This is a genomic window from Enterococcus salsurae (genome assembly GCF_054784955.1).
On the sequence record NZ_BAAHWY010000004.1, the window covers coordinates 281,038 to 304,563 of the forward strand.

The 23,526-nt window shown below is 42.8% G+C and carries 32 protein-coding genes; 3 read left to right on the plus strand and 29 right to left on the minus strand.

Translation table 11 applies throughout. The annotated features are described in order from the left end of the window. Positions 1-20: 20 nt before the first annotated feature. The 3 genes from recG to ACYVRS_RS11470 all read right to left on the minus strand — a co-directional run bounded on the left by recG (position 21) and on the right by ACYVRS_RS11470 (position 4,272). Positions 21-2,051, minus strand: coding sequence for an ATP-dependent DNA helicase RecG (gene recG / locus ACYVRS_RS11460; RefSeq protein WP_313537620.1), 2,031 nt, complete (start codon positions 2,049-2,051; stop codon positions 21-23). Positions 2,052-2,180: 129 nt separating this feature from the next. Beyond that, positions 2,181-3,863, minus strand: coding sequence for a DAK2 domain-containing protein (locus ACYVRS_RS11465; protein ID WP_313537623.1), 1,683 nt, complete (start codon positions 3,861-3,863; stop codon positions 2,181-2,183). Positions 3,864-3,909: 46 nt separating this feature from the next. After that, entirely contained in the window at positions 3,910-4,272 is a 363-nt protein-coding gene (locus ACYVRS_RS11470; RefSeq protein ID WP_054115722.1) for an Asp23/Gls24 family envelope stress response protein, read from the minus strand. A gap of 267 nt (positions 4,273-4,539) precedes the next feature. On the opposite strand from ACYVRS_RS11470, the gene rpmB reads away from it, so the two are divergent. Together rpmB and ACYVRS_RS11480 are read left to right on the plus strand one after the other, a co-directional pair. After that, positions 4,540-4,728: a 50S ribosomal protein L28 gene (rpmB, locus tag ACYVRS_RS11475; protein ID WP_003128045.1), complete on the plus strand. Its 189-nt coding sequence runs from the start codon at positions 4,540-4,542 to the stop codon at positions 4,726-4,728. Between the two features lie 158 nt (positions 4,729-4,886). After that, the gene (locus ACYVRS_RS11480; RefSeq protein WP_461198724.1) at positions 4,887-7,520 is read left to right on the plus strand and encodes a YfhO family protein; all 2,634 of its coding nucleotides are present in this window, start codon (positions 4,887-4,889) and stop codon (positions 7,518-7,520) included. A gap of 51 nt (positions 7,521-7,571) precedes the next feature. On the opposite strand, the gene ACYVRS_RS11485 is transcribed toward ACYVRS_RS11480, so the two are convergent. Further along, on the minus strand, positions 7,572-8,573 hold the full coding sequence (locus ACYVRS_RS11485; protein WP_461203391.1) for a helix-turn-helix domain-containing protein: 1,002 nt from the start codon (positions 8,571-8,573) through the stop codon (positions 7,572-7,574). Positions 8,574-8,704: 131 nt separating this feature from the next. Here ACYVRS_RS11485 and ACYVRS_RS11490 point away from each other — a divergent pair, with 131 nt between their 5' ends. Beyond that, positions 8,705-9,958: an MFS transporter gene (locus tag ACYVRS_RS11490; RefSeq protein ID WP_461198722.1), complete on the plus strand. Its 1,254-nt coding sequence runs from the start codon at positions 8,705-8,707 to the stop codon at positions 9,956-9,958. A gap of 51 nt (positions 9,959-10,009) precedes the next feature. Here the strand turns inward: ACYVRS_RS11490 and truA are convergent, their stop codons facing one another. The 25 genes from truA to rplP form a co-directional block, all read right to left on the minus strand. After that, positions 10,010-10,753, minus strand: a complete 744-nt coding sequence (gene truA, locus ACYVRS_RS11495) for a tRNA pseudouridine(38-40) synthase TruA (protein ID WP_461203392.1) — start codon at positions 10,751-10,753, stop codon at positions 10,010-10,012. Between the two features lie 151 nt (positions 10,754-10,904). Continuing rightward, positions 10,905-11,702 (minus strand): energy-coupling factor transporter transmembrane component T family protein, encoded by a 798-nt coding sequence (locus tag ACYVRS_RS11500; protein ID WP_054115717.1) that lies wholly within the window; start codon positions 11,700-11,702, stop codon positions 10,905-10,907. Next, on the minus strand, positions 11,692-12,558 hold the full coding sequence (locus ACYVRS_RS11505) for an energy-coupling factor ABC transporter ATP-binding protein (RefSeq protein WP_461198719.1): 867 nt from the start codon (positions 12,556-12,558) through the stop codon (positions 11,692-11,694). Before ACYVRS_RS11505 ends, ACYVRS_RS11500 begins: the two co-directional genes overlap by 11 nt. Further along, on the minus strand, positions 12,534-13,373 hold the full coding sequence (locus ACYVRS_RS11510) for an energy-coupling factor ABC transporter ATP-binding protein (protein WP_312498078.1): 840 nt from the start codon (positions 13,371-13,373) through the stop codon (positions 12,534-12,536). The genes ACYVRS_RS11505 and ACYVRS_RS11510 overlap by 25 nt, the downstream gene beginning before the upstream one ends. Before the next feature lie 268 nt (positions 13,374-13,641). Then, positions 13,642-14,022 (minus strand): 50S ribosomal protein L17, encoded by a 381-nt coding sequence (rplQ, locus tag ACYVRS_RS11515; protein ID WP_054115714.1) that lies wholly within the window; start codon positions 14,020-14,022, stop codon positions 13,642-13,644. A gap of 71 nt (positions 14,023-14,093) precedes the next feature. Beyond that, positions 14,094-15,032, minus strand: a complete 939-nt coding sequence (locus tag ACYVRS_RS11520) for a DNA-directed RNA polymerase subunit alpha (RefSeq protein WP_054115713.1) — start codon at positions 15,030-15,032, stop codon at positions 14,094-14,096. A gap of 79 nt (positions 15,033-15,111) precedes the next feature. Next, positions 15,112-15,501, minus strand: coding sequence for a 30S ribosomal protein S11 (gene rpsK / locus ACYVRS_RS11525; RefSeq protein WP_054115712.1), 390 nt, complete (start codon positions 15,499-15,501; stop codon positions 15,112-15,114). A gap of 26 nt (positions 15,502-15,527) precedes the next feature. After that, complete coding sequence (rpsM, locus tag ACYVRS_RS11530) at positions 15,528-15,893, minus strand: 30S ribosomal protein S13 (protein WP_054115711.1); 366 nt, start codon at positions 15,891-15,893, stop codon at positions 15,528-15,530. Positions 15,894-15,910: 17 nt separating this feature from the next. Continuing rightward, positions 15,911-16,027, minus strand: a complete 117-nt coding sequence (gene rpmJ / locus ACYVRS_RS11535; RefSeq protein ID WP_002288710.1) for a 50S ribosomal protein L36 — start codon at positions 16,025-16,027, stop codon at positions 15,911-15,913. A 32-nt stretch (positions 16,028-16,059) separates the two neighbouring features. Beyond that, positions 16,060-16,278, minus strand: a complete 219-nt coding sequence (gene infA / locus ACYVRS_RS11540; RefSeq protein ID WP_002288695.1) for a translation initiation factor IF-1 — start codon at positions 16,276-16,278, stop codon at positions 16,060-16,062. A gap of 190 nt (positions 16,279-16,468) precedes the next feature. Further along, complete coding sequence (locus ACYVRS_RS11545) at positions 16,469-17,113, minus strand: adenylate kinase (protein WP_054115710.1); 645 nt, start codon at positions 17,111-17,113, stop codon at positions 16,469-16,471. A 60-nt stretch (positions 17,114-17,173) separates the two neighbouring features. After that, positions 17,174-18,469 (minus strand): preprotein translocase subunit SecY, encoded by a 1,296-nt coding sequence (secY, locus tag ACYVRS_RS11550; protein ID WP_312498075.1) that lies wholly within the window; start codon positions 18,467-18,469, stop codon positions 17,174-17,176. Next, on the minus strand, positions 18,469-18,909 hold the full coding sequence (gene rplO / locus ACYVRS_RS11555; RefSeq protein WP_003128016.1) for a 50S ribosomal protein L15: 441 nt from the start codon (positions 18,907-18,909) through the stop codon (positions 18,469-18,471). Before rplO ends, secY begins: the two co-directional genes overlap by 1 nt. 39 nt (positions 18,910-18,948) lie before the next feature. Continuing rightward, the gene (gene rpmD / locus ACYVRS_RS11560; protein WP_054115708.1) at positions 18,949-19,128 is read right to left on the minus strand and encodes a 50S ribosomal protein L30; all 180 of its coding nucleotides are present in this window, start codon (positions 19,126-19,128) and stop codon (positions 18,949-18,951) included. Between the two features lie 13 nt (positions 19,129-19,141). Continuing rightward, positions 19,142-19,642, minus strand: a complete 501-nt coding sequence (gene rpsE, locus ACYVRS_RS11565; protein WP_003128014.1) for a 30S ribosomal protein S5 — start codon at positions 19,640-19,642, stop codon at positions 19,142-19,144. A 20-nt stretch (positions 19,643-19,662) separates the two neighbouring features. Continuing rightward, positions 19,663-20,019, minus strand: coding sequence for a 50S ribosomal protein L18 (gene rplR, locus ACYVRS_RS11570; RefSeq protein WP_054115707.1), 357 nt, complete (start codon positions 20,017-20,019; stop codon positions 19,663-19,665). A 56-nt stretch (positions 20,020-20,075) separates the two neighbouring features. Beyond that, on the minus strand, positions 20,076-20,612 hold the full coding sequence (gene rplF / locus ACYVRS_RS11575; RefSeq protein WP_054115706.1) for a 50S ribosomal protein L6: 537 nt from the start codon (positions 20,610-20,612) through the stop codon (positions 20,076-20,078). A gap of 31 nt (positions 20,613-20,643) precedes the next feature. Then, entirely contained in the window at positions 20,644-21,042 is a 399-nt protein-coding gene (gene rpsH, locus ACYVRS_RS11580) for a 30S ribosomal protein S8 (RefSeq protein ID WP_005227093.1), read from the minus strand. A 32-nt stretch (positions 21,043-21,074) separates the two neighbouring features. Next, positions 21,075-21,260 carry a type Z 30S ribosomal protein S14 gene (locus tag ACYVRS_RS11585; protein WP_003128010.1) on the minus strand — a complete coding sequence of 62 codons (186 nt, stop codon included), beginning with the start codon at positions 21,258-21,260 and terminating at the stop codon, positions 21,075-21,077. An 18-nt stretch (positions 21,261-21,278) separates the two neighbouring features. After that, entirely contained in the window at positions 21,279-21,818 is a 540-nt protein-coding gene (gene rplE / locus ACYVRS_RS11590) for a 50S ribosomal protein L5 (RefSeq protein WP_054115705.1), read from the minus strand. Between the two features lie 27 nt (positions 21,819-21,845). Then, complete coding sequence (gene rplX / locus ACYVRS_RS11595) at positions 21,846-22,157, minus strand: 50S ribosomal protein L24 (protein ID WP_054115704.1); 312 nt, start codon at positions 22,155-22,157, stop codon at positions 21,846-21,848. 35 nt (positions 22,158-22,192) lie between these two features. After that, positions 22,193-22,561, minus strand: a complete 369-nt coding sequence (gene rplN, locus ACYVRS_RS11600; protein WP_003128006.1) for a 50S ribosomal protein L14 — start codon at positions 22,559-22,561, stop codon at positions 22,193-22,195. Positions 22,562-22,621: 60 nt separating this feature from the next. Then, on the minus strand, positions 22,622-22,888 hold the full coding sequence (gene rpsQ / locus ACYVRS_RS11605; RefSeq protein ID WP_054115703.1) for a 30S ribosomal protein S17: 267 nt from the start codon (positions 22,886-22,888) through the stop codon (positions 22,622-22,624). Between the two features lie 24 nt (positions 22,889-22,912). Further along, the gene (rpmC, locus tag ACYVRS_RS11610) at positions 22,913-23,101 is read right to left on the minus strand and encodes a 50S ribosomal protein L29 (RefSeq protein ID WP_002288664.1); all 189 of its coding nucleotides are present in this window, start codon (positions 23,099-23,101) and stop codon (positions 22,913-22,915) included. Beyond that, positions 23,091-23,525 carry a 50S ribosomal protein L16 gene (gene rplP / locus ACYVRS_RS11615; RefSeq protein ID WP_054115702.1) on the minus strand — a complete coding sequence of 145 codons (435 nt, stop codon included), beginning with the start codon at positions 23,523-23,525 and terminating at the stop codon, positions 23,091-23,093. Before rplP ends, rpmC begins: the two co-directional genes overlap by 11 nt. Position 23,526 lies beyond the last annotated feature (1 nt).

Here is a 23,526-nt window from a genome sequence, read left to right on the forward strand (position 1 = left end):
CATTAGTATAGCATAATTTATCAATCAAAAAATTGTTTATCGGCTTTTTGTGCAGCCAAATATGCAGCTAACGGCTGATATTCTGGCAATACTTGCCAATTCTTTTTTTGCCAAAGCGCAGTGGCTTCTACTTGGGCGACTTCTAAAATATGGGCATCCGCCACCAGATCCGCTGCAGCAAATTCTGGCAATCCTGACTGACGGTTTCCGAAGACTTCTCCCGGACCACGCAATGCCAAATCTTTTTCACTGACGATAAAGCCATTGGCGGTTTCAGTCATGATCGTCATTCTGGCCACCCCTGTTTCATTCTTAGGATTGGCGATCAAAATACAATAAGAGGCATCTGCCCCACGACCAACGCGCCCCCGCAGTTGATGCAACTGTGCCAAACCAAACCGATCGGCATCAATGATCAGCATCACTGTCGCATTTGGTACATTGACACCGACTTCGATGACGGTCGTGGACACCAAAATCTGCGTCTCATTTTCTTTGAAAGCAGCCATGATTGCATCTTTTTCGTCATTTTTCATTTTGCCATGCAGCATTCCCACTTGATAGGTCGGTGCATAGTAACTTTGCAATTGTTCATAAATTTCTGTCGCATTTTTGACGTCCAGCATTTCAGATTCTTCAATCAGCGGACAAATCACATACATCTGATGTCCTGCGGAAAGTTCTCTTTGTGCCCATTCTAAGATAGCGTCAAATTGAGGTGGTCTGATCCAGCGGGTTTCGACGGGTATTCGTCCAGCGGGCATTTCATCAATGATCGAAACATCCATTTCACCATAGGCAGTGATCGCTAATGTCCGCGGAATTGGGGTAGCGGTCATAAATAAAACATCTGGCGCATAGCCTTTCTCTCGCAAAACTTTTCGTTGATTGACACCGAATCGATGCTGTTCGTCTGTGATCACTAAACCCAAATGAGCAAAGTCAACGCCTTCTTGGATCAGCGCATGAGTGCCAACAACGATATCGATCTCGCCGGCTGCTAACGCAGCAAGGATCGCCCGTCGTTCTTTGGTCTTAGTCGATCCTGTCAACAGTGCTGTCCGAACTTCTAACGGATCGAACAACTGATTGAGGCTCTCCAGATGCTGTTGCGCCAAAATCTCGGTTGGCACCATCAATGCCCCTTGAAATCCAGCAGTCATCGTGGCGTATAAGGCGATCGCAGCAACGACGGTTTTGCCACTTCCTACATCGCCTTGCAATAAGCGCTGCATATGTTGCGGACTCTTCAAATCATGGCAGATTTCATTGGTGACTCGTTTTTGGGCATTTGTTAGTTCGAAAGGCAACTGGCGGGTAAATGTTTTGAGCCGTTGGACATCATAATCGATGACTACCCCATTCTTTGCATCTTTCTCACTGCGTTTCAAGCCTTGGATCTGCATTTGAAATAAGAAGAATTCTTCAAAAATGACTCTGCGCTTGGCTTGATGGCTGTCTTGGGGCTGCTTAGGAAAATGCATGGCAAACATGGCAGCGTCGCGACGCATCAAACGATACTTATCGATCAAAGTTTGCGGCAAGATTTCCGGGATTTGGTCGCCAAAGTCCGTAAATGCTTGCTTGATCAGTTCGATCAAGACGCTTTGGCGCACCGATTTATTGACATGATAAATTGGTGCAAACTCTTCACTGCTTTTGCTGCCAATGATTTTCATGCCAGTCAGCGCTTTGCGTTTGGCATCCCATTTGCCATATACCGCAATCTCTTCCGATAATTCTACTTTGTCTTTTAGATAAGGTTGATTAAAAAAAGAAACATTGAAGACATCGTGGTCTTGCATCATACGAAATTGCAGACGGCTCTTCTTATAGCCAAATCGATTGACTACGGGCGGGGAAACGACAATGCCTTTGATCGTTACTTTTTCTTGATCTTGGATTTCTGCCAATTGTCGCTCTTGAATATCTTCATAGCGAAAAGGATAATATTTCAGCAAGTCTTCGATGGTTTCAATGCCTAGACTAGCAAGATCCTGGGCGCGCTTTTCACCGACACCTTTCAGCACGGTCAATGGCTGCTTTAACATACGATTCTCCTTTCATGTGTTGTTCGTTGCCTTCATAGAGCACTTCGCTGATCGCGATTGATGCAATGATACGAAAAAGCGAGGACAAAAATCGTTTGTTCGATTTTTGCCCCCGCCTGCCTATTTTGATTATTCTGCTGAGAAGAGATACGGATAGACTGGTTGATCTCCTTGATGGATTTCCACTTCGATCTCTGGGTGTAATGCTAGAATCGCTTCTTCGATTTTGTTTGCTTCTTTGGCTTTGCCTTCTTCACCGATCATGATCGTCACGATTTCTGTGTCTTCTGTGATCATTTTTTGCAATGTCGTCATCGAAGCAGAGAAACGATCTGGTACGGATACAACGATCTTTCCGTCCACCATGCCTAAGAAGTCGCCTTCTGTGATCTCAATACCATCAATAGATGTATTGCGAATCGCATGGGTCACAGACCCGCTGGCTACACTTGCCAAAACATCTGTCATGGCTTGTTTGTTTTCCTCAAGACTTGCTTGCTCGTGGAAGGCCAACATCGCTGTCATTCCTTGAGAAATCGTCCGCGTCTCAACAACTGCGACAGGTACATCTGCCACTTCAGCTGCTTGTTGCGCAGCCATAAAGATGTTTTTGTTGTTTGGCAAGACGATGACTTGGTCCGCGTTGACTTCTTTGACAGCAGATAAAATATCTTCTGTACTTGGATTCATCGTTTGACCGCCGCTGATCACATAGGCAGCACCTAAGCTTGTAAACAATTGTTTCAATCCTTCGCCAGCTGCGATCGCGATGATTGCATAAGGTGTCCGAGGACGTGGTGCAGGCGTTGTATCGTTCGTTTGGTGGTCATGTTCTAGAATCGTTTCGTGTTGCACACGCATATTGTCGACTTTGATTTTCACCAATGAACCGAATTTTTGACCATAGTTCATGACTTCACCTGGATGTTCAGTATGCACATGGACTTTGATGATTTCGTCATCATTGACCACTAGCAGAGAATCACCTAGTTCGTTCAAATAATTACGGAATGTATCGTAATCAAAATCGCTGTCCACCGTAGGCCCTTCACCGATTTTGACCATGATTTCAGTACAATAACCAAAGGTAATATCTTCAGTCGCCATATGTCCTTGGACACTGCGGTGATGTTCCGCATTGACCATCTCATCCATTGCTGCAGGTGTCGGTTCAAATACTTCATCCGCTTGATATTCGCCGCTCAAAGCATTTAGGAATCCTTCATAAATAAACAGCAGTCCTTGACCGCCACTATCTACGACCCCAACTTCTTTTAAGACCGGCAATAAATCTGGGGTTTTTGCCAAAGCGCGTTTGGCACCGTGAACAACAGCTTTCATCACTTCCACGCAGTCATCGCTGGTTTGAGCTTTCTTTTCACCATATTCAGCTGCGATGCGCGCAACTGTCAGAATCGTTCCTTCGACAGGTTTCATGACTGCTTTATAGGCAGTTTCAACGCCATGCGTAAAGGCTTGTGCCAATTCTGGTGCAGTGACTGTATCCACTGTCGGGATCGCTTTTGAAAAGCCGCGAAATAGCTGTGACAAAATCACGCCGGAGTTTCCCCGCGCGCCCATCAATAATCCTTTTGACAGTGTTGCTGCCAATTCGCCAACTTTTTCAGATGTTGCATCGGATACTGCTTTGGCACCGCTTGTCATTGATAGGTTCATATTGGTTCCTGTGTCGCCATCAGGAACAGGAAAAACATTTAATGAGTTGACAAACTCTGCATTTACTTGTAGACGAGATGCGCCGGCCTGCACCATTTCTTGAAACTGACTTGCGCTGATATTCGTTACCTTCACTTAGATAGTCCTCCTTAAAATCATCCGCCGTGAACGGATCCCTTGCCTAATCTGGCAGTACACGTACGCCTTGAACAAATACATTGACCGAATTCGCGGATACACCTAGCATGGTTTCTAAGTTGTATTTCACTTTTTCCTGTACGTTGCGGGAAACTTCGGAAATTTTGGTTCCATAGCTGACGATTGTGTATACATCCACTGCAATGCCGTTTTCTTCTTGACGGATCACAACACCACGAGCATAATTTTCTTTACGTAAAATTTCATTGATGTTATCTTTGATTTGTTTCTTGCTGGCCATCCCAACGATACCAAATACATCTGTTGCTGCACCACCGACGACTGTCGCGATGACTTCATTGCTGATTTCAATAATACCTGCTGAGGTTTGAATTTTAACAGCCATTATATAGCCTCCTTAAAGGGGAAATTCCCATCTTTCTACTTAACATATTTTATCATAGCTGTACTGCAAATAAAAGGATGTGACTTACGAAAAGGGGCGTTATAGCAGAACTTTATCTATTCTGACCTTGTTTAATTTACAATGTTTACTGTGAAAAGTCAATGTTTCCTGGAAATTACACTTGCATTTTTTAGCATTCTATGATAAATTCAGATGGTATGAGCTGAAATAGCGCTCCAACATCAAGGCAAAGGAGGAAATAACCACATGGCTAAAGTTTGTTACTTTACTGGACGTAAAACTACAAGTGGAAACAATCGTTCTCACGCAATGAATGCGACAAAACGTACTGTGAAACCTAACTTGCAAAAAGTTCGCGTTATGATTGACGGAAAACCTAAAAAAGTTTGGGTGTCAACTCGTGCTTTGAAATCTGGAAAAGTTGAGCGCGTGTAACCACACCTTTTCAGGCCGTTCTAAGGAACGGTCTTTTTTTGTGCATTTTTTCTTTGGATGCACTTATGTTTTCATTAAAGTAAGCAGGCGATTGTTTTTTTAATCTATTTACTTGTGTTAAACTAAGAAAAAACTTCATAAGAAATAGGTGACTATTCGTGCAAACTATCAAAGCTTTTGTTAAAGAACATCGCCGCTATATGCTGGCTAGTTTTTTCTTGCCCTTTTTGATCATGGCGCTGATTTATTTAACGATTGGCATATATCCTGGGAGCAGCCGCAGCGTATTGGCTAGTGATGCCTTTTCGCAATTTTCAAATTTCCATGCAAGCTTTCGCAATATGCTTTTAGGTAAACAAAGTATTTTTTATACGTGGAATGCCTCATTGGGTCTGAATTATTTGGCACTGATATCTTATTATTTGGGCGGGATCTTCACGCCGCTGGTCTTGTTCTTTCCAAACCAGTTGATGCCAGATGCGCTGTATTTCCTAACCTTGATCAAGATTGGCAGTGCCGGACTAGCATTTTGGTTTTATGCGAGTCAAACTTTCAAAGTGCAGCGTTGGCAGCATGTCACTTTGTCCGTATGTTATGCGTTGATGTCTTTCATAACAGCCCACTCTGAATTGATCATGTGGTTGGATGCGATGATCTATTTGCCACTGGTCATTTTGGGTATTGATCGATTGATCCAAAAACGCAAACCGCTCCTCTTATTTGTCAGTTATCTGCTGCTATTTTTGTCTAGTTTTTATATGGGGTTCATGATTGGTGTTTTTTCCGTCCTATACTGTCTTGTACAGTTGGGACGCAATTGGACCCAAGCCAAAGGAGCCGTGATTCCATATAGCCTGACAGCACTCCTAGCTGGTGGTGCCTCAATGATCATCGTCTTACCAGCCATTATGGATTTGCACTCTAATGGTGAGGCCTTGACCACTGTGACAAAATTTAAAACTGAAGCGACCGATGTCTTGGATATCGTGATGAAGAACATGGTTGGCGTCTATGATACAACCAAGTACGGATCGATTCCTTTTATCTACATTGGTTTAGTACCATTGTTGTTCTGTATATTGTATTTCGTTTCAAGAAAAGTACCATTGAAAGACAAATTGCTTTATGGATGCTTATTCGGCATTTTGATTGCCAGTTTTTATATCGTACCGTTGAATTTGTTTTGGCATGGGATGCATGCGCCTAATATGTTTCTTTTTCGTTATGCCTATCTCTTTTCATTCTTGGTGATCATGCTTGCCGGTTATGGCTGGGAACAGTTGCAGCAAAAAGACCGCGGTCTATTTGTCATTATTGGATTATCGACGATTGTTGTCTTCGCACTGTCCTATGCCTTAAAAGGTGCAGACAGTTACGACTATGTCACGATCACTTCGTTTGCATTGACGATCGTTTTTCTGATTCTCTATCTTCTGTGTATCAGCTTTGGACAAGTAGGCTTACTCTCTCAGAAAAGAGTGTCCCTGTTGATGCTGGTCTTCGTCTGCGGCGAAATGGCGGTCAATACCAGCGGCATGCTACGGGGGATTTTGGATGATTGGAATTATGCCTCTCGTAGTCTGTACACAGAACCCTATGATGATATCCGCACACTTGTTACCCAAGCGAATGAAGCCAACGACACTTTTTTCCGTCTTGAGAACTTAGATCCAGTTTCTTCAAATGATAGTATCAATTATGGCTACAGCGGCGTCAGCATGTTTTCTTCAATCAGGAACCGCAATTCTTCCAGTTATCTAGACCAACTTGGGTTTCGGTCCCGTGGAACCAACTTGAACATACGTTATTTGAACAATACGTTGCTGATGGATGCATTTACAGGAATCAAATATAATATTTCAAAACAAAACCTGACAAAATATGGCTTTGAGCGTGTGAGTGAATCAGGTGCCTACAAGTTGTATGAAAACAAGAACGCTTTACCACTGGCTTTCTTAGCTGATCCGACAATCAAGGATATTGAACAACCCGCAAATGATAATTTGACTAGTCAAACCAATTTGATCAACGGTTTGGCAAACGCCAATTATACGTATTTTTCCTTTCAGCCTATCACTGTGATCCATACAGAAAATACGGATATCTCAGATGATGGCATGTATACAAAATTGACTGAACAAACATTTAATGAAGCCAAAGAAGTGACTTGGCAAGTAGAAGTCCCTGCCCATACACAAGCCTATCTCAGTTTGTACCCAGCGAACTTTGGCGAACTCGACAGTTCATCTGCTACTGTTACCGTCAATGGGATCAAACGAGAAACGCAAATCAGTATCAATGGACAATACTATGATTTAGGTACCTTTGATGAAGCAACGACAGTACAATTTACTGCAAGTTTTTACGGTACAGATGAGATTTCATTCCAGAATCCGCAAGTCGTGACCTTGGATACCCAAGCATACCAATCAGCCATCAACGCCATCCAAGAACGCGGCGTTGAGATGACAGTTGGCAAGCGCAGTGCGGAAGCTGAGATCACCACGGATACAGAACAACAATTGGTGACAACGATTCCTTACGATAAGGGCTGGTCAGCGACTTTAGATGGTGAATCGGTACCAATCACAGCCTTCCAAGATGGCTTTATCAGTATGACGATCCCTAGTGGGACGCATCAGCTGAAACTGACCTATTTGCCGCAAGGATTCTTACCAGGTGTTTGCTTGTTCTTTGTCTGCATCGCGTTGTTCATCTTGTTTCTTTGGTTATACCCAAAGTACTTGTCTCGACGCGCGCAAGCTGTAGAAATAGATGACTCAGAAAAATAGATTGAAGCATAAAGAACCACGGGCATGTTTAGGACATACCCGTGGTTTTCTCTATCTAAACACCAAATATCTGTTTGGATCCAACGCATTTTTCTTTACACTCTTCAACATCATTTCCCACAGACTGACCTGCTTGGGTTGTTTCAAAATCCGAAAAACAGATAACCCTTGGTCAAACTTTTGTATCCCCTTTTCTATATCACCCAAAATATACCAATACCACCCTTGATAACAAAGCAAATTGGCGCTATTCAGCAGGTCCCCTTGATCGAATAAGATTTCTTCTGCCAAATCCAATGCTTCTTTGGCCCACTCAAAATGGCGAAAGTTGATAAACGTACTAAAAGTGCTGAACAGCAAATCTAATTGTACTTCTCGCATCACAGCTAACCCAGATTCTTTTTGGGTTCGAGAAATCGCCGTTTTTAACAGACGATGGGATGTATCAATTGGAAATAAGAACTGAAAATAGCGAAACAGCAACACCTCATAGACACCCCAATCATCGACTTTCAATAGATATGAAACGACAGGGCGGGTACGAATCCGATAGGTCTCAAAAAAGTGCTCCCTTTGCGTCTGCGCCTCTGTCTGGGTCTGCGCAACATTTGCCTCAAGATTGACTTTAAAAGTATGCTGGATAAAGTCAGCATATAATAAGATGAAGGTGCTGCCTTGCTTGTCAGCGATCCCTTTTTTTAGCGCTGTGATTTGTCGTATCCCCCGCTGCATGGATTCAGCGCTCGAGTAGGCATCTTTATTGATAGCAAGTACTTGATCTAATTGTTCTATGAATACACTTGTCAGGTACATCGGTGTATAAAGCACGTGTTCAAAGTGGGCTGTTCCTTGATCCAAGGCACGCAAATACAAAAATTCCTCGAAGGAAACATTGATTTTTCCCAATAAATGTTCTAAGCGATGCAAACTAATATTTGATGCGCCAGTTTCAAACTTGCTGATAAAGGAGCGGCTATTCAGGTCATCCGACAAGTGGGCCAGTGTAAATCCCCGCGCTTGGCGTAACTGCTTAAACAATTTTCCTTCTTCCATGAGAAACTCCTTTTCTAAAATAAATAGACGATGCAGCGAAGATCATTCCACTATAGTGGAATGATTTACCTTCCTAGTATAAAGGAATCTATACTAACTATACAACTACTAGAAAGTGATGTGATGAATCAATGCAAGTCTATCTGCACAACAAAGGCTATCGTGCCCTCGTCAACGCTGCCCTCTTAACCGGGATCGGCATGAGCTTATTCAATATCGTTTTTGTGATCTATGCCAGTACACTTCCTTTCAACACACTAGCGGTATCACTGGCCTCAATGGCGATGCTGGTGCCTAACTTACTACAAATCGTTACTGGTCATTTGGCGGATCGCACGCAACGGAAAGTACGCTGGATGATGACAAGTCGGCTGTTTCAAGGTGTGCTGTTTTTACTCTTGGCTTGGTTGATCCAGTTGCCCCCAAGTTTGATTACATTTTTGCTCCTTTTAGCAATCAATATTTTATCCGATTGTCTTGGCGCTTATAGCGGCGGATTACAATTGCCTTATGTCAGACGTTTAGTTCCTGCAGCAGCATTGGATCAAGCAATGGGCTTTCAAATGGCTTGTCAAACAACGATTCAGATTATTTTCCAAGGGATCGGTGCCTGGGCAATCGTGTTCATGGACCACCAATTTGCTTTATTCGGTGCGATCAACGCTTTGACTTTCTTCTTGGCTGCTATTGTCATTTTTCTGCATCGTCCCTGTTTCATCGATCATACACCATCGAGCCAGAATCACGGGCGTATTTTTGCAAATACAACAAGTGCCTTTCATTTGGTCACTGCTGGTCCTTTCCTAAGACAAGTATTGTTCTTCGCTTTGATGATCAACACATTAGCCGCCAGTACCTCCGGGCTGATGAATATTGATTTATTGACTGCTGCAAATCTTTGGTTTGCCTCATACGGCAATACAGTGGCGATGACGGGAATCGCCACATCGATTGGCATGATTGCCGGTGCTCTATTCACCAATGATTGGTTTTCTAAAATGGGGTTGATTCAATTGATTGGTTATACCTCCGTCATGATGGCACTGGCGGCATTGAATTTCTTAGTGATTGGCAACCGCTGGTGGATGATGATCTCGCTCTTTGTTGTCGGTTATTTGATTGGTAAAATCAATCCGCGCCTTTCGGCCTATATCATTAGGGAAATCGATGAAAAACAACTAGCCCTCGTTAGCGGCTTTATCTCGACAGTGGTTATGTTAGGCGGGCCAATCGGTCAACTTGTCCTCTTAGGCATAGCGAACCGTTCATTGATCCTTTGGAGCTGGCTCCTATATATTGTTTTATCCATGACTGTTGCTGCTTTCGCTTACTATGCAGCATATAAAGCAAAAAGACCTGCAGAACGATCAAAAGTTGACATGTAACGATCACAAAAAGCGGCCATCCTTCATTGAAAGATGGCCGCTTTGTTTATGCTAATATGATACTTTCCACAGATATAACCCTTCAGGATGCGCTGTAGGTCCGGCAGCATTGCGGTCTTTTTGGGCAATGATCTCTGGCAAGCTGTCTGGCGCCATACGTCCGTTCCCGATTTTCAGCAACGTCCCTACCATGATCCGAATCATTTTATAGAGAAAGCCATCTCCGCGAAATGTAAATATCAATTCATCCCCAGCAGCATTGACCGCCATTGTTGCTTCATAGATTGTACGCGTCTTATCTTCCACAGAACCGCCTGTTGCACAAAAGCTGGTAAAATCATGGGTGCCTAGCAAATCTGGCAAGGCACGTTGGATTTTTTCTACATCCAATGGGTAAGGAAAATAGCTTGCATAATGCCGCCGAAACGGGCTGCGGGGCTTACCAATGTCGACGCGAAATTGATACGTCTTTTCCTGTACTAAATAGCGGGCATGGAACTGGTCATCAACGATTTCCACTTCTTTGACTGCTATATCCTCTGGTGTTTGGGTATCTAAACCGAAGCGCATTTTTTCGAGGACCCTCGTTTGGGGAAAATCGAAATGAATGACTTGGCCTTCTGCATGGACCCCTGCATCAGTTCGCCCTGACCCATGGATTTGGATAGGGTGACCATTGTTCATGCGGGTCAATGTTTTTTCAATTTCTTCTTGCACTGTCCGTCCGTTCGGCTGTCTTTGAAAGCCTTGGAAGTTGGTGCCGTCGTACGCAATCGTTGCTTTGTATCGTACCATGTCATTCACCTATTTCATTAAAAATAAAGAACCGTTGCTTAGACAATGCGCAGCGCTGAGGTCCTCGCCCACCCTTCATTCAACATGAACGGTGCCAGCAATTCATCAGACTTGTGCTATATTGTCTTCAGCCACGGTCCTTTTTTTGTTTTTAGCCTCTTAAAAAAATCAGTGCTATCGTAAAGCACGCATAGACGACTACAACCCATGTATCTCGTTGATGCCAATGCAAGACACGATATTTCGTTCGGCCTTCGCCACCTTGATAGCCACGGGCTTCCATCGCTGTAGCCAAATCTTCTGCTCGATTGAAACTGCTGACAAACAAGGGAATCAACAAAGGAACGATGGCTTTCATTTTTTGCAATAGTCCGCCTTCACCGAAGTCGACACCTCGGGCTCGTTGTGCATTCATGATTTTCTCAGTTTCATCCATCAATGTCGGAACAAAGCGCAATGCAATCGACAACATGAGAGAAATCTCGTGTACAGGAAAGCGAACAGCTTTTAGCGGCCGCAAAATATACTCGATCGCATCCGACAATTCTAACGGCTGTGTGGTCAGTGTCAATAATGTCGACATAAAGATAATCAAGACAAATCGACAGAAGATAAAGACCCCGTTTTGCAACCCATACTCTGTGATATTGAAGATCCACCATGACCAATACACTGTCCCGCCTGTCGTAAACAAAATCTGCAATGCGACAGTGAATAAGATCAGCCATAATAAAGGCCGTACGCCTCGGGCAAAGAAGCCAAAATCAATTTTAGAGAGCACAATACAACATACGGTAAACACGGCTGCCAGTAAATAACTCTGCCAGTTGTTGGCCAGAAAAATAATCGCGATGAAGTAAAAGCTCGCAATCAATTTGACCCTTGGGTCCAAGCGATGAATCAGAGAGTCACCAGGAATGTAACGGCCAAATATCAATTTATTCATCATTGGCTGCAACCTCCTTTGCGACTAGGACATCCGCCAATTCGTCTGCAGTCAGCGGCAAGCCGTCGAAAGAAATACCCTTGGCTTGCAACCGCGCCGCAAACGCAGTCGCGGTTGGAACACCTAACTGCTTTTCTTCCAGCCACTTGATATCTTGAAAGACAACTGCTGGGGTACCTTCTTTCACGATATGTCCTTTTTCTAAAACATAGACGTAATCCGCGTAATTGGCTACATCATCCATCAAATGGGTCACCAAAATGATGGTCATATTCTTTTCATTGTGGAGCCGTTCAAACATCTCCATCATATCTTTGCGACCTTGCGGGTCTAGCCCTGCTGTAGGTTCATCCAGCACGAGCACCTCAGGTTCCATCGCTAGGACACCTGCAATGGCCACTCGACGCATTTGACCACCTGACAAGTCAAATGGAGAGCGATCAAGGTAGCTTTCATCTAGTCCAACCAATTGAATATATTCTTTGGCTAATCGTTGCGCTTCTTCTTCCGTCACGCCGAAGTTTTTAGGACCAAATGCAATATCTCGAGCAACGGTTTCCTCAAAAAGCTGCGACTCAGGAAATTGAAAAACGATACCCACTTTTTTACGCAGCGGTTTTAAGTTCTTGTTGTCAGTATCTGGCTTGATCACGCGCTCACCAATCGTTACTTGACCACTGGTTGGTTTTAACAAAGCATTCAGATGTTGCAGCAAGGTCGATTTGCCACTGCCTGTATGGCCGACCAACGCCGTGTATGAACCTTCCTTGATCGTTAGATCAATATCAAAAAGAACCCGTTGTTCGAAGGGTGAATGCGGCTGATATGTGAAGCCTACTTGTTCAAAATGGATGTCCATAACCAATCCACCATCCCTTCTTCAGTCAAATAGTCCTTAGGCACACGGATCCCCCGCTGTGCCAATGCTGCTTTTAATTTTTCAGGAAAAGGCAGATCCAGCCCTAAGCCAATCAACTCTGGCCCAGCTGAGAAGATTTCTGCTGGTGTTCCCTCGCGAACCAATTCCCCTTCTCGCATCACCAACACGCGATTGGCATTGGCTGCTTCATCAATATCGTGGGTGATGGATAGGACAGTCAAGTTGTTTTGCTCTTTGATCTTTTTGATGGTAGAGATCACTTCTTCTCTTCCTTCAGGATCCAACATACTGGTTGCTTCGTCCAAAATAATGATATCAGGACGCAGGGCCACGACTCCGGCAATCGCCACCCGCTGCTTTTGACCGCCAGATAAACGTGCTGGTTCTCGCGTAGAAAATTCACTCATCCGTACTTGTTCCAAAGCGTCTTTGACACGTACCAGCATCTCTTCTCTCGGTATACCTTGGTTTTCTAAACCAAAAGCAACATCATCTTCAACAGTTGAACCGACAAATTGATTATCTGGGTTTTGAAAGACCATACCGACCATTTTGCGTATTTGCCAGATATTGGCTTCATCCAAAGGCCTACCGCCTACAGAAACGGATCCTTCCTGGGGCAAAATCAAGCCATTGATCGTTTTCGCCAATGTAGATTTCCCAGAACCATTATGACCGATCAACGCCACCCATTCTCCTTGATTGATAGAAAATGATACTTTATTTAAAGCGGCACGGTCTTCTTCTTCATGATAACGCACAGTAATCTCTTTTAATTCGATGATTGGCTTCATAATAGACTCCTTCAAATGCGATTGATTCTTTCTAACACTACCAAAAAAGAGGGTGATTTTCAATCATTCTCATTGATTTGTAGACAGTTCTTTTTTCCACTTGCCATGACCTGTCAAGACAGGTAATCGAAAGTAAAAAAAAAGCACTTTATGATGAGTGCGTACACCTCGAAAAATCGAGGTGTATGCGCTGAGCTAGACTCGGAAAGGATCTTCCAACATCATAACACTCTTAATAAACATCTATAAAGTGATGATAAGTGTGATTTTAAACAAGTTCTAGGATAACCATTGGTGCAGAATCTCCGCGTCTTGGTTCTGTCTTCAAGATGCGTGTGTATCCGCCTTGGCGATCTGTGTAACGAGGAGCGATATCATTGAATAGTTTTTGCAAAGCAGATTCAATGACTACTTCTTCGTTTTCTTCACGAACGCTAGCAACTTCATTACGTACGAATGCGGCTGCTTGACGACGTGCATGCAAATCACCACGTTTACCTAAAGTGATCATTTTTTCTGCAGTTGAACGAACTTCTTTCGCACGCGCTTCAGTCGTAACGATACGTTCGTTAATGAATAAATCAGTTGTCAAATCACGCAACATCGCTTTACGTTGGCTAGATGTGCGTCCTAGTTTACGATAACTCACGTGGTTTCCCTCCTTCACTTTCGAAATGTTGTTTCGGTTAAACGAACCGAACTAACGCAGTCGAAAACGGTTTAATCGTCTTTACGTAATCCTAACCCTAAATCATGTAATTTCACTTTGACTTCTTCTAGAGATTTACGGCCTAAGTTTCTTACTTTGATCATTTCAGGTTCAGATTTGTTAGTCAATTCTTGTACAGTATTGATTCCTGCACGTTTTAGACAGTTATATGAACGAACAGATAAATCTAATTCTTCAATCGTCATTTCCAACATTTTTTCTTTTTGTGTTTCTTCTTTTTCTACCATGATTTCAGCGTTTTTCGCTTCATCTGTTAGGTTGACAAAGATGTCTAAATGTTCGGTCATGATTTTTGCAGAAAGACTCATTGCTTCTAATGGCTCAATAGAACCATCTGTCCAAATTTCCATCGTTAATTTGTCGAAATCATCACGACGGCCTACACGTGTGTTTTCTACTTGGTAGTTGACACGACGTACTGGTGTATAGATAGAATCAACAGGAAGAACACCGATCGGCATATCTTCTTTTTTGTTTTCGTCCGCTTGAACATAGCCGCGACCAGGTTTCACTGTTAAGCGAGCATGGAAGTTGGCACCTTCAGAAACGGTACAAATATACATATCTTTGTTAAGGATTTCTACATCGCTGTCAACGATAATATCGCCAGCAGTTACTGTAGCAGGTCCAGAAATATCGATTTCCAGGGTTTTTTCTTCATCCCCGTACATTTTCAATGCAAGACCTTTAATATTCAAGATGATTTGAGCAACGTCTTCCCGAACGCCCTTAACAGTAGAGAATTCGTGTAAAACTCCATCGATTTGAATATTGGTGATTGCCGCACCAGGTAAAGAAGATAATAAAATACGACGTAGGGAATTCCCTAGTGTAGTTCCGTAGCCTCTTTCTAGAGGTTCAACGATGAACTTGCCATAATCTTTGTCTTCATCAATCTTTGCGATTCTTGGTTTTTCGAATTCAATCATTCTTATCTTTTACCCCTTTCAAAACGAAAAGTGTCTTGTTCAATGACGTTTTTGTTACACTCAAAATGAGCAGCACTCATTAAACACGACGGCGTTTTGGAGGGCGGCATCCATTATGAGGGACTGGCGTCACGTCACGGATTGCACTCACTTCCAAACCTGCTGCTTGTAATGAACGAATTGCTGCTTCACGTCCAGAACCAGGTCCTTTAACTGTTACTTCTACAGTTCTTAATCCGTGTTCCATTGCTGCTTTGGTAGCTGTTTCTGCTGCCATTTGAGCGGCAAAAGGCGTAGATTTTTTGCTTCCTTTGAAACCTAATGAACCAGCTGATGACCATGCTAACGCATTACCATGAGTATCAGTGATCATAATGATTGTATTATTGAATGTTGAGTGAATATGTGCAATACCCGCTTCAATATTCTTTTTCACACGGCGTTTACGACTCACTTTTTTTGCTGCCATGAAGTTTAACCTCCTTCACTTAGAAATTATTTTTTCTTGCCTGCGACTGTTTTAGACGGGCCTTTACGAGTACGTGCATTGTTTTTCGTGTTTTGTCCACGAGTTGGCAATCCACGACGATGACGGATCCCACGGTATGAACCAATTTCCATCAAGCGTTTGATGTTCAAGTTCACTTCGCGACGTAAGTCACCTTCAACTTTTAATTTATCGATTTCCGCACGGATAGCGTCTGTTTGTTCATTCGTTAAGTCACGAACGCGAACTTCTTCAGAAACACCTGCGTCTGCTAAAATTTGTTTTGCAGTCGTGTTACCAATACCATAGATATAAGTAAGTGAAACGACCACACGTTTATCACGAGGAATATCTACTCCTGCAATACGAGCCATATTTGTTACACCTCCAATTATCCTTGACGTTGTTTATGTTTTGGATTTGCTGGGCAAATCACCATAACGCGTCCTTTACGACGAATTACTTTACAATGTTCGCACATTGGTTTTACTGATGGTCTTACTTTCATGATAATACCTCCTGTGGTTTTACGGAGTACAATTATTTAAAGCGATAAGTAATGCGGCCACGGTTCAGATCATACGGTGATAATTCCACCGTTACTTTATCTCCAGGTAATATACGAATGTAGTGCATCCGGATTTTACCAGAAACGGTCGCTAGAACTTGGTGTCCGTTTTCCAATTCTACTTTAAACATTGCATTCGGCAAAGTTTCGACGACTGTACCTTCGACTTCAATCATATCTTCTTTTGCCACGCACAGTACCTCCTTGTACTTGTGATTTTCACACGATAAAATGGCGGAAACGCGGTTCCCACCTGATATTCTCAAACTATGCTCCCACCCTACAAAAAAGGTAGAAGTCGGACTGATATATTCTACCATATCCTGTCAAAGGTTTCAAGAGAAAGTTTTAAGCTGCAAGTTGGTCTCGGGCAATCTATGATTAGTCAATGATGTGTTGCACATCTTCGAAGACAGCATCGATGTCGCGATCCCCATCAATTGATTGCAATAACCCTTGGTCTTTATAATAAGACAAGATTGGTTGACTGCTTTCAATATTGACAGCTAGACGATTTTTGACCGTCTCAGGCTTATCATCTTCACGTTGGTAGAAGTCATGACTTCCACAACGATCACAAGTTCCTTCCACTTTTGGCGGATTGAACAATTTATGATAAGTTGCCCCACAATTGCGGCACATGAAGCGGCCGGCTAAACGTTCTACAAGAACTTCTTCAGGAACATGGATATCAATCACTGCATCGATCTTTTTGTTGAGGTCTTTCAACATCTCGTCCAAGGCTTTGGCTTGATCCAATGTCCGAGGAAAGCCATCTAATAAGAAGCCTTTCTCCGTATCGGGCTCTGCCAAACGTTCTTTGACGATACCGTTGGTTACCTCATCAGGAACCAATGCACCTTGGTCCATGTATGATTTTGCTTTAAGGCCTAGTTCTGTTTCGTTCGCCATAGCAGCCCGAAACATATCGCCTGTTGAAATATGAGGAAGACCGTATTCAGCAACGATACGTTCTGCCTGAGTACCTTTTCCGGCACCAGGTAATCCCATTAAAATGAGGTTCATTCTAATTCCTCCTGTAAGTTTTTGAATAGTGTTGAGGAAATCCTCAACACCTCAATAACTTTAATTGATAAAACCAGTATATTTCCGTTTCAGCATAAGTCCTTCTAACTGCTTGGCAGTATCCAGAGCTACACCGATAATGATCAATAGACTCGTTCCACCTAACCCGATCGATTGCGGTAAATTCCAAACCATTTGTGCAATGATTGGCAGCAATGCAACCAAGCCTAAGAACACTGAACCGACAGTACTTAATCGCATCAATAAGCGTGATACATATTCTTCAGTTCCTTTACCAGGACGCACACTTGGAATATAACTTCCTTGTTTTTGCAAGTTTTCCGCTAATTTCTCAGGGTTCACTTGGACAAATGCGTAGAAGAATGTAAATGCAACGATCAAGACCGTATATACGATCGCACCCGGTACGGTGTTATAACTAAAAATCATTTGAACAACGTCATACCATGTTTCGCCTTTGTACGAACTGCCTAATGCTTGAATGATCGCATTTGGTGTCGTGATCAAAGAACTGGCAAAGATAACTGGGATAACACCCGCAGCATTTACTTTCAATGGAAGGTAACTGCTTGTTGGTGCGCCTGCTACTCGTTTGGTATATTGGATCGGAATCTTGCGTTCCGCTTGTTGAACATACGTTACAAATGTAATGACGATCAAAACAGCAACAACAAGAATCAGCATAAAGATGGCATTTAGCCAGATATCAGATTTTTCCACGTTAATGAAATAATCTTCAACCAACTCTTTGATGCTTGCCGGCAAGCGTGAAATGATCCCTGCGAAGATGATCATGGACACACCATTTCCAATACCACGTTCCGTGATTTGTTCGCCTAACCAAGTCACTAACATCGTGCCTGCAGTCAGAATCAAACCAATAACGATAAACGTAGCCACGTTGGGGTTGTTTACGAAGCCCAGTTGTGTGTAGTAGTTAAATCCAGCGGTCAATGTCATTGATTGGACAAACGCCAAAACCAATGTCAAATAACGGGTTGCTTGATTCAATTTCTTACGACCGACTTCCCCTTGCTTAGACCATTCAACAAATTTTGGTACGATATCCATCTGCAGCAACTGGATCACAATTGAAGCAGTGATGTAAGGTGAGACCCCCATCGAGAAAATCGAAAATTGTTGCATGGCACCACCACTGACCAGATTCAACATGTTTAAGAATGGTAAATCGGCAATAGTAGCCAAGCGGCTTGCGTCTACGCCTGGCACAGTAATATGTGTTCCCAGACGAAAGACAAACAAGATAAACACGGTGAACAAAATTCTTGATCTAATATCTTTTACTTTAAAGGCATCCCTCAATAGTTTGATCATTAGATCACCTCGATTGATCCACCAGCAGCAACGATTGCTTCCTCAGCTGCTTTTGAAAATTTCGCTGCTTTCACAGTCAATTTCTTCGTTAATTCTCCGTTAGCTAATACTTTGATTCCTGCTTTTTCGTCTTTGACGATTCCAGCTTCGTGTAAAGCAACAGGTGTTACTTCAGCACCGTCTTCAAAGCGGTTTAAGACATCAAGATTGATGACTGCATATTCTTTGCGGTTTACATTGGTAAAGCCACGTTTTGGTAAACGACGGAACAATGGTGTTTGTCCACCTTCGAATCCTAGACGTACTCCGCCGCCTGAACGAGCTTTTTGACCTTTTTGTCCACGTCCAGCTGTTTTACCGTTACCAGATGAAGTTCCTCGTCCAACACGGTTACGTACTTGGCGTGAGCCTTCTGATGGTTTTAATTCATGAAGTTTCATAGGTTTGGCACCTCCTTATCAAACTAGATCTGCTGATCCTTAGACTTCTTCAACGTCCACTAAATGAGAAACAGTGTTGACCATGCCTTTGATTGCATCGTTAGCAGGTTTTACAACTGTTGAGTTCATTTTCGTTAGACCTAACGCTTTTACAGTATCGCGTTGGTTTTGAGGACGTCCGATAATACTGCGTTTTAAAGTAATTTTCAATTCAGCCATTATGTTGTCCTCCTTAACCGATTAATTCTTCAACTGATTTGCCGCGAAGTGCTGCCACTTCTTCAGCGCGTTTTAATTGTTTCAAACCTTCAACTGTTGCGCGAACAACGTTGATTGGTGTGTTAGAACCTAAAGATTTAGATGTGATATCTGCTACCCCAGCTAATTCCAATACGGCACGAACTGGTCCACCAGCAGCGACCCCAGAACCTTCTACAGCAGGTTTCATTAGGATACGTCCGCCACCGAATACACCGATAACTTCGTGAGGGATTGTAGAACCAACCATTGGTACTTCAACCAAGTTTTTCTTCGCATCTTCGATTGCTTTACGGATTGCTTCTGGTACTTCTTGCGCTTTACCAGTACCGAAACCTACGTGTCCGTTTTTGTCACCGACAACGACTAAAGCAGCAAAGCGTAGACGACGTCCACCTTTAACAACTTTAGTAACACGGTTGATCGCAACAACGCGGTCTTCTAATTCCAAATGTTTTGGATCAATATAAACCATGAATGGTGTTCCTCCTTCTCTTAAAATTCTAGTCCATTTTCGCGCGCTGCTTCAGCTAAAGCTGCTACACGGCCATGGTAAAGGTATCCACCACGGTCAAAGACTACGACTTTAATACCTTTTGCTGCTGCACGTTCTGCGACTAATTTACCGACAGCTTGTGCTTGTTCAGTTTTGTTTGCACCTGAAACATCTTTGTCTAAGGCAGAGGCACTTGCTAGCGTCACACCCGCTACGTCATCAATTACTTGTGCGTAGATGTTTTTGTTCGAACGGAACACGTTTAAGCGTGGGCACTCAGCAGTACCAGAGATTTTGTTACGTACGCGACGATGTCTTTTTTGACGTGTCTTGTTTTTATCTGGTTTTGTAATCACAATTTGTCACCTCTTTATATTTGCTAGCCTAAGCTGCTAGCCGTAAAAGTTTACGACTATTTACCAGTTTTACCTTCTTTACGGCGTACAAATTCGCCAACATAACGAATTCCTTTGCCTTTGTAAGGTTCTGGAGGACGAACGCCACGGATATTGGCAGCCAATTCGCCGACAACTTCTTTATCGATTCCTTTGATGATAACAGAAGTGTTAGATGGCACTTCGATTTCAATGCCAGCTGGCGCGTCGATTTCAACTTGGTGAGAATAACCTACGCTCAATACAAGTTTTTTACCTTGTAATTGTGCACGGTACCCAACCCCGATCAATTCTAACGCTTTTTGGAAACCTTCAGAAACACCAACAACCATGTTGTTGAAGTTTGCACGGGTAGTTCCGTGGATAGTTTTCATTTCTTTACTATCGTTTGGACGAGTGAATGTTACTTCGCTTCCTTCGATATTCATTGTAATATCAGAAGAGAAAGTCCGTGTCAATTCACCTTTTGGTCCTTTAACTGTAATGTCGTTTCCAGCTTGTTTGACTTCAACACCTGCAGGAAGAACGACGATCTTATTACCGATACGACTCACTTAGAGGCACCTCCTTGTGTAATATTTTAAATTACCATACATAAGCGACTACTTCGCCGCCAACATTTTTTGCTCTCGCTTCTTTATCAGTGATTACACCGTCAGAAGTTGAGATAATTGCGATTCCTAGACCGTTCAATACTTTAGGTACTTCGTCAGCTTTGACATAAGCACGCAAGCCTGGTTTAGAGATACGCTTTAAGTTAGTGATAACACGTTCGCCGTTTTTGCCGTATTTAAGAAATACGCGGATCACGCCTTGTTTGTCATCTTCAATGTATTCAACATCGCGGACGAAACCTTCACGTTTCAAGATTTCAGCGATATCACGTTTGATTTTTGAAGCAGGTACTTCTAAGCTTTCGTGTTTAACCATGTTTGCGTTACGCACGCGCGTTAGAAAATCTGCGATTGGATCTGTCATGACCATGGGATAATTTACCTCCTTTATGCGAGTATAGTTTACCAGCTAGCTTTCTTCACGCCGGGAATTTGTCCTTTATAGGCAAGTTCGCGGAAGCAAATACGGCATAGATGAAATTTACGATAAACTGAATGTGGACGTCCGCAACGTTCGCAACGTGTGTATTCTTGAGTTGAGAATTTAGCAGGGCGTTTGTTTTTAGCAATCATTGATTTTTTAGCCACGTAGTTCGCCTCCTTTTTTTATTTTTGGAATGGCATGCCTAATTGTGTTAACAATTCACGAGATTCTTCATCTGTGTTTGCTGTTGTTACAATAACGATATCCATACCACGTACTTTGTCGATCAAATCGTAATCAACTTCAGGGAAGATCAATTGTTCTTTGATACCTAAAGTGTAGTTTCCGCGTCCGTCGAACGCTTTTTTGCTCACACCGTGGAAATCACGGACACGTGGCAATGAAACACTGACCAATTTGTCTAAGAATTCATACATTCTTTCGCCGCGCAATGTTACTTTCGCACCAATTGGCATACCTTCACGTAAACGGAAGCCAGCGATTGATTTTTTCGCTTTAGTGATCAATGGTTTTTGACCTGAGATCAATTGTAATTCTTCAACAGCTTTGTCTAAGTTTTTAGCGTTTGACACAGCGTCACCTACACCCATGTTGATAACGATTTTATCAACTTGTGGTGCTTGCATGATTGAGCTGTAGTTAAATTTGTCCATTAATGATGGGACAACTTCTTTTGAATATTTTTCTTTAAGGCGGTTCATCTGTTAGCCCCTCCTTCCTTCATCTGATTATTTATCAAGAACTTCGCCGGTTTTTTTAGAAACGCGGACTTTTTTGCCGTCAACTTCTTTGTAACCTACACGTGTTGCTTCACCGTTCGAAGGATCAACCACCATCACGTTTGAAACATGAATGGGTGCTTCCATTTCGACGATTCCGCCTTGAGGAGCAGTTTGAGAAGGTTTTTGGTGTTTTTTCACGACATTGATACCTTCGACAACGACTTTGTCTTTTTTAGGAAACGCTGCTAGCACAACGCCTTCTTTATTTTTGTCTTTACCAGTGATAACTTTTACTTTATCGCCTTTTTTAACAAACATGTTTGTTTCGCACCTCCTTTAGATAAGACTCACTATTACAATACTTCTGGTGCTAGGGAAACGATCTTCATGAAGTTGCCTTCACGCAATTCGCGGGCCACTGGGCCAAAGATACGAGTTCCACGAGGGCTCTTATCATCACGGATAATTACCGCAGCATTTTCATCAAATTTGATATAAGAACCGTCTGTACGACGTGCTCCTGATTTTGTACGAACGATAACGGCTTTAACGACGTCACCTTTTTTGACAACCCCGCCTGGCGTTGCTTGTTTGACCGTAGCAACGATCACATCACCAATATTGGCAGTTTTACGACCAGATCCGCCAAGGACTTTGATCGTTAGGATTTCACGGGCACCTGAGTTGTCCGCGACTCTTAATCGGCTTTCTGCTTGGATCACGATGTGTATCCTCCTTTCAGATTTTGCAATTCACAATCTATATAGGAAAATCTCGTGTGATTAGATAATCACTGCCTTTTCAACAATCTCTACTAGACGGAAACGTTTCGTAGCTGATAATGGACGAGTTTCCATAACTTTCACGATATCGCCAACTTTTGCTTCGTTGTTTTCATCGTGTGCTTTGTATTTCTTAGAATAGTTCAGACGTTTTCCGTAGATAGGGTGGTTTTTCTTTGTTTCAACAACAACAGTAATGGTTTTATCCATTTTGTCGGATACCACGCGACCTTGGTAAACTTTGCGTTGATTTCTTTCTTCAGTCATACGCTAAATGGCCTCCTTCCACTATTACTTAGCTTGTTCACGCAAAACAGTTTTGATGCGTGCAATCGATTTACGTACTTCTTTGATACGTGCAGTGTTTTCTAATTGACCTGTTGCTAATTGGAATCTAAGATTGAACAATTCTTCTTTCAATTGTTTTTCTTGATCTAGCATTTCGGCAGTGGTTAATTCTCTGATTTCTTTAACCTTCATTCGATTCACCACCCATTTCCTCACGTTTTACGATTTTCGTTTTCATAGGTAATTTGTGAGAAGCAAGACGTAACGCTTCACGCGCCACTTCTTCAGATACACCGGCAATTTCAAACATGATTTTTCCACGTTTAACTGGTGATACCCATCCTTCTGGAGCCCCTTTACCTTTACCCATACGAACGCCAATAGCTTTTGATGTATATGATTTGTGAGGGAAAATTTTGATCCATACTTTCCCGCCACGTTTCATATAACGAGTCATGGCGATACGAGATGCTTCAATTTGGCGGTTAGTGATCCAGTGAGATTCAACAGCTTGCAAGCCGTATTCACCGAAAGCCACTTCTTTGCCGCCTTTTGCTTCACCGCGCATTTTACCACGGAACTCACGACGGTGTTTTACACGTTTAGGTACTAACATG

What these genes read in the sequence shown, in the direction of transcription:
- rpmJ (WP_002288710.1), bottom strand. Translation starts at nt 16,027, where the DNA reads ATGAAAGTAAGACCATCAGTAAAACCAATGTGCGAACATTGTAAAGTA.
- rplX (WP_054115704.1), bottom strand. Translation starts at nt 22,157, where the DNA reads ATGTTTGTTAAAAAAGGCGATAAAGTAAAAGTTATCACTGGTAAAGAC.
- rpsM (WP_054115711.1), bottom strand. Translation starts at nt 15,893, where the DNA reads ATGGCTCGTATTGCAGGAGTAGATATTCCTCGTGATAAACGTGTGGTC.
- recG (WP_313537620.1), bottom strand. Translation starts at nt 2,051, where the DNA reads ATGTTAAAGCAGCCATTGACCGTGCTGAAAGGTGTCGGTGAAAAGCGC.
- rplP (WP_054115702.1), bottom strand. Translation starts at nt 23,525, where the DNA reads ATGTTAGTACCTAAACGTGTAAAACACCGTCGTGAGTTCCGTGGTAAA.
- ACYVRS_RS11485 (WP_461203391.1), bottom strand. Translation starts at nt 8,573, where the DNA reads ATGGAAGAAGGAAAATTGTTTAAGCAGTTACGCCAAGCGCGGGGATTT.
- secY (WP_312498075.1), bottom strand. Translation starts at nt 18,469, where the DNA reads ATGATCAAACTATTGAGGGATGCCTTTAAAGTAAAAGATATTAGATCA.
- ACYVRS_RS11505 (WP_461198719.1), bottom strand. Translation starts at nt 12,558, where the DNA reads ATGGACATCCATTTTGAACAAGTAGGCTTCACATATCAGCCGCATTCA.
- rplO (WP_003128016.1), bottom strand. Translation starts at nt 18,909, where the DNA reads ATGAAACTTCATGAATTAAAACCATCAGAAGGCTCACGCCAAGTACGT.
- rpsE (WP_003128014.1), bottom strand. Translation starts at nt 19,642, where the DNA reads ATGGTTTATATTGATCCAAAACATTTGGAATTAGAAGACCGCGTTGTT.
- truA (WP_461203392.1), bottom strand. Translation starts at nt 10,753, where the DNA reads ATGGTACGATACAAAGCAACGATTGCGTACGACGGCACCAACTTCCAA.
- rpsQ (WP_054115703.1), bottom strand. Translation starts at nt 22,888, where the DNA reads ATGACTGAAGAAAGAAATCAACGCAAAGTTTACCAAGGTCGCGTGGTA.
- rpsK (WP_054115712.1), bottom strand. Translation starts at nt 15,501, where the DNA reads ATGGCAGCAAAAAAAGTGAGTCGTAAACGCCGTGTGAAAAAGAATATT.
- ACYVRS_RS11500 (WP_054115717.1), bottom strand. Translation starts at nt 11,702, where the DNA reads ATGATGAATAAATTGATATTTGGCCGTTACATTCCTGGTGACTCTCTG.
- ACYVRS_RS11520 (WP_054115713.1), bottom strand. Translation starts at nt 15,032, where the DNA reads ATGATTGAATTCGAAAAACCAAGAATCGCAAAGATTGATGAAGACAAA.
- rpmB (WP_003128045.1), top strand. Translation starts at nt 4,540, where the DNA reads ATGGCTAAAGTTTGTTACTTTACTGGACGTAAAACTACAAGTGGAAAC.
- ACYVRS_RS11470 (WP_054115722.1), bottom strand. Translation starts at nt 4,272, where the DNA reads ATGGCTGTTAAAATTCAAACCTCAGCAGGTATTATTGAAATCAGCAAT.
- ACYVRS_RS11545 (WP_054115710.1), bottom strand. Translation starts at nt 17,113, where the DNA reads ATGAACCTCATTTTAATGGGATTACCTGGTGCCGGAAAAGGTACTCAG.
- ACYVRS_RS11490 (WP_461198722.1), top strand. Translation starts at nt 8,705, where the DNA reads ATGCAAGTCTATCTGCACAACAAAGGCTATCGTGCCCTCGTCAACGCT.
- rplE (WP_054115705.1), bottom strand. Translation starts at nt 21,818, where the DNA reads ATGAACCGCCTTAAAGAAAAATATTCAAAAGAAGTTGTCCCATCATTA.
- rpmD (WP_054115708.1), bottom strand. Translation starts at nt 19,128, where the DNA reads ATGGCTGAATTGAAAATTACTTTAAAACGCAGTATTATCGGACGTCCT.
- rpmC (WP_002288664.1), bottom strand. Translation starts at nt 23,101, where the DNA reads ATGAAGGTTAAAGAAATCAGAGAATTAACCACTGCCGAAATGCTAGAT.
- rpsH (WP_005227093.1), bottom strand. Translation starts at nt 21,042, where the DNA reads ATGGTCATGACAGATCCAATCGCAGATTTTCTAACGCGCGTGCGTAAC.
- ACYVRS_RS11510 (WP_312498078.1), bottom strand. Translation starts at nt 13,373, where the DNA reads ATGAAGCCAATCATCGAATTAAAAGAGATTACTGTGCGTTATCATGAA.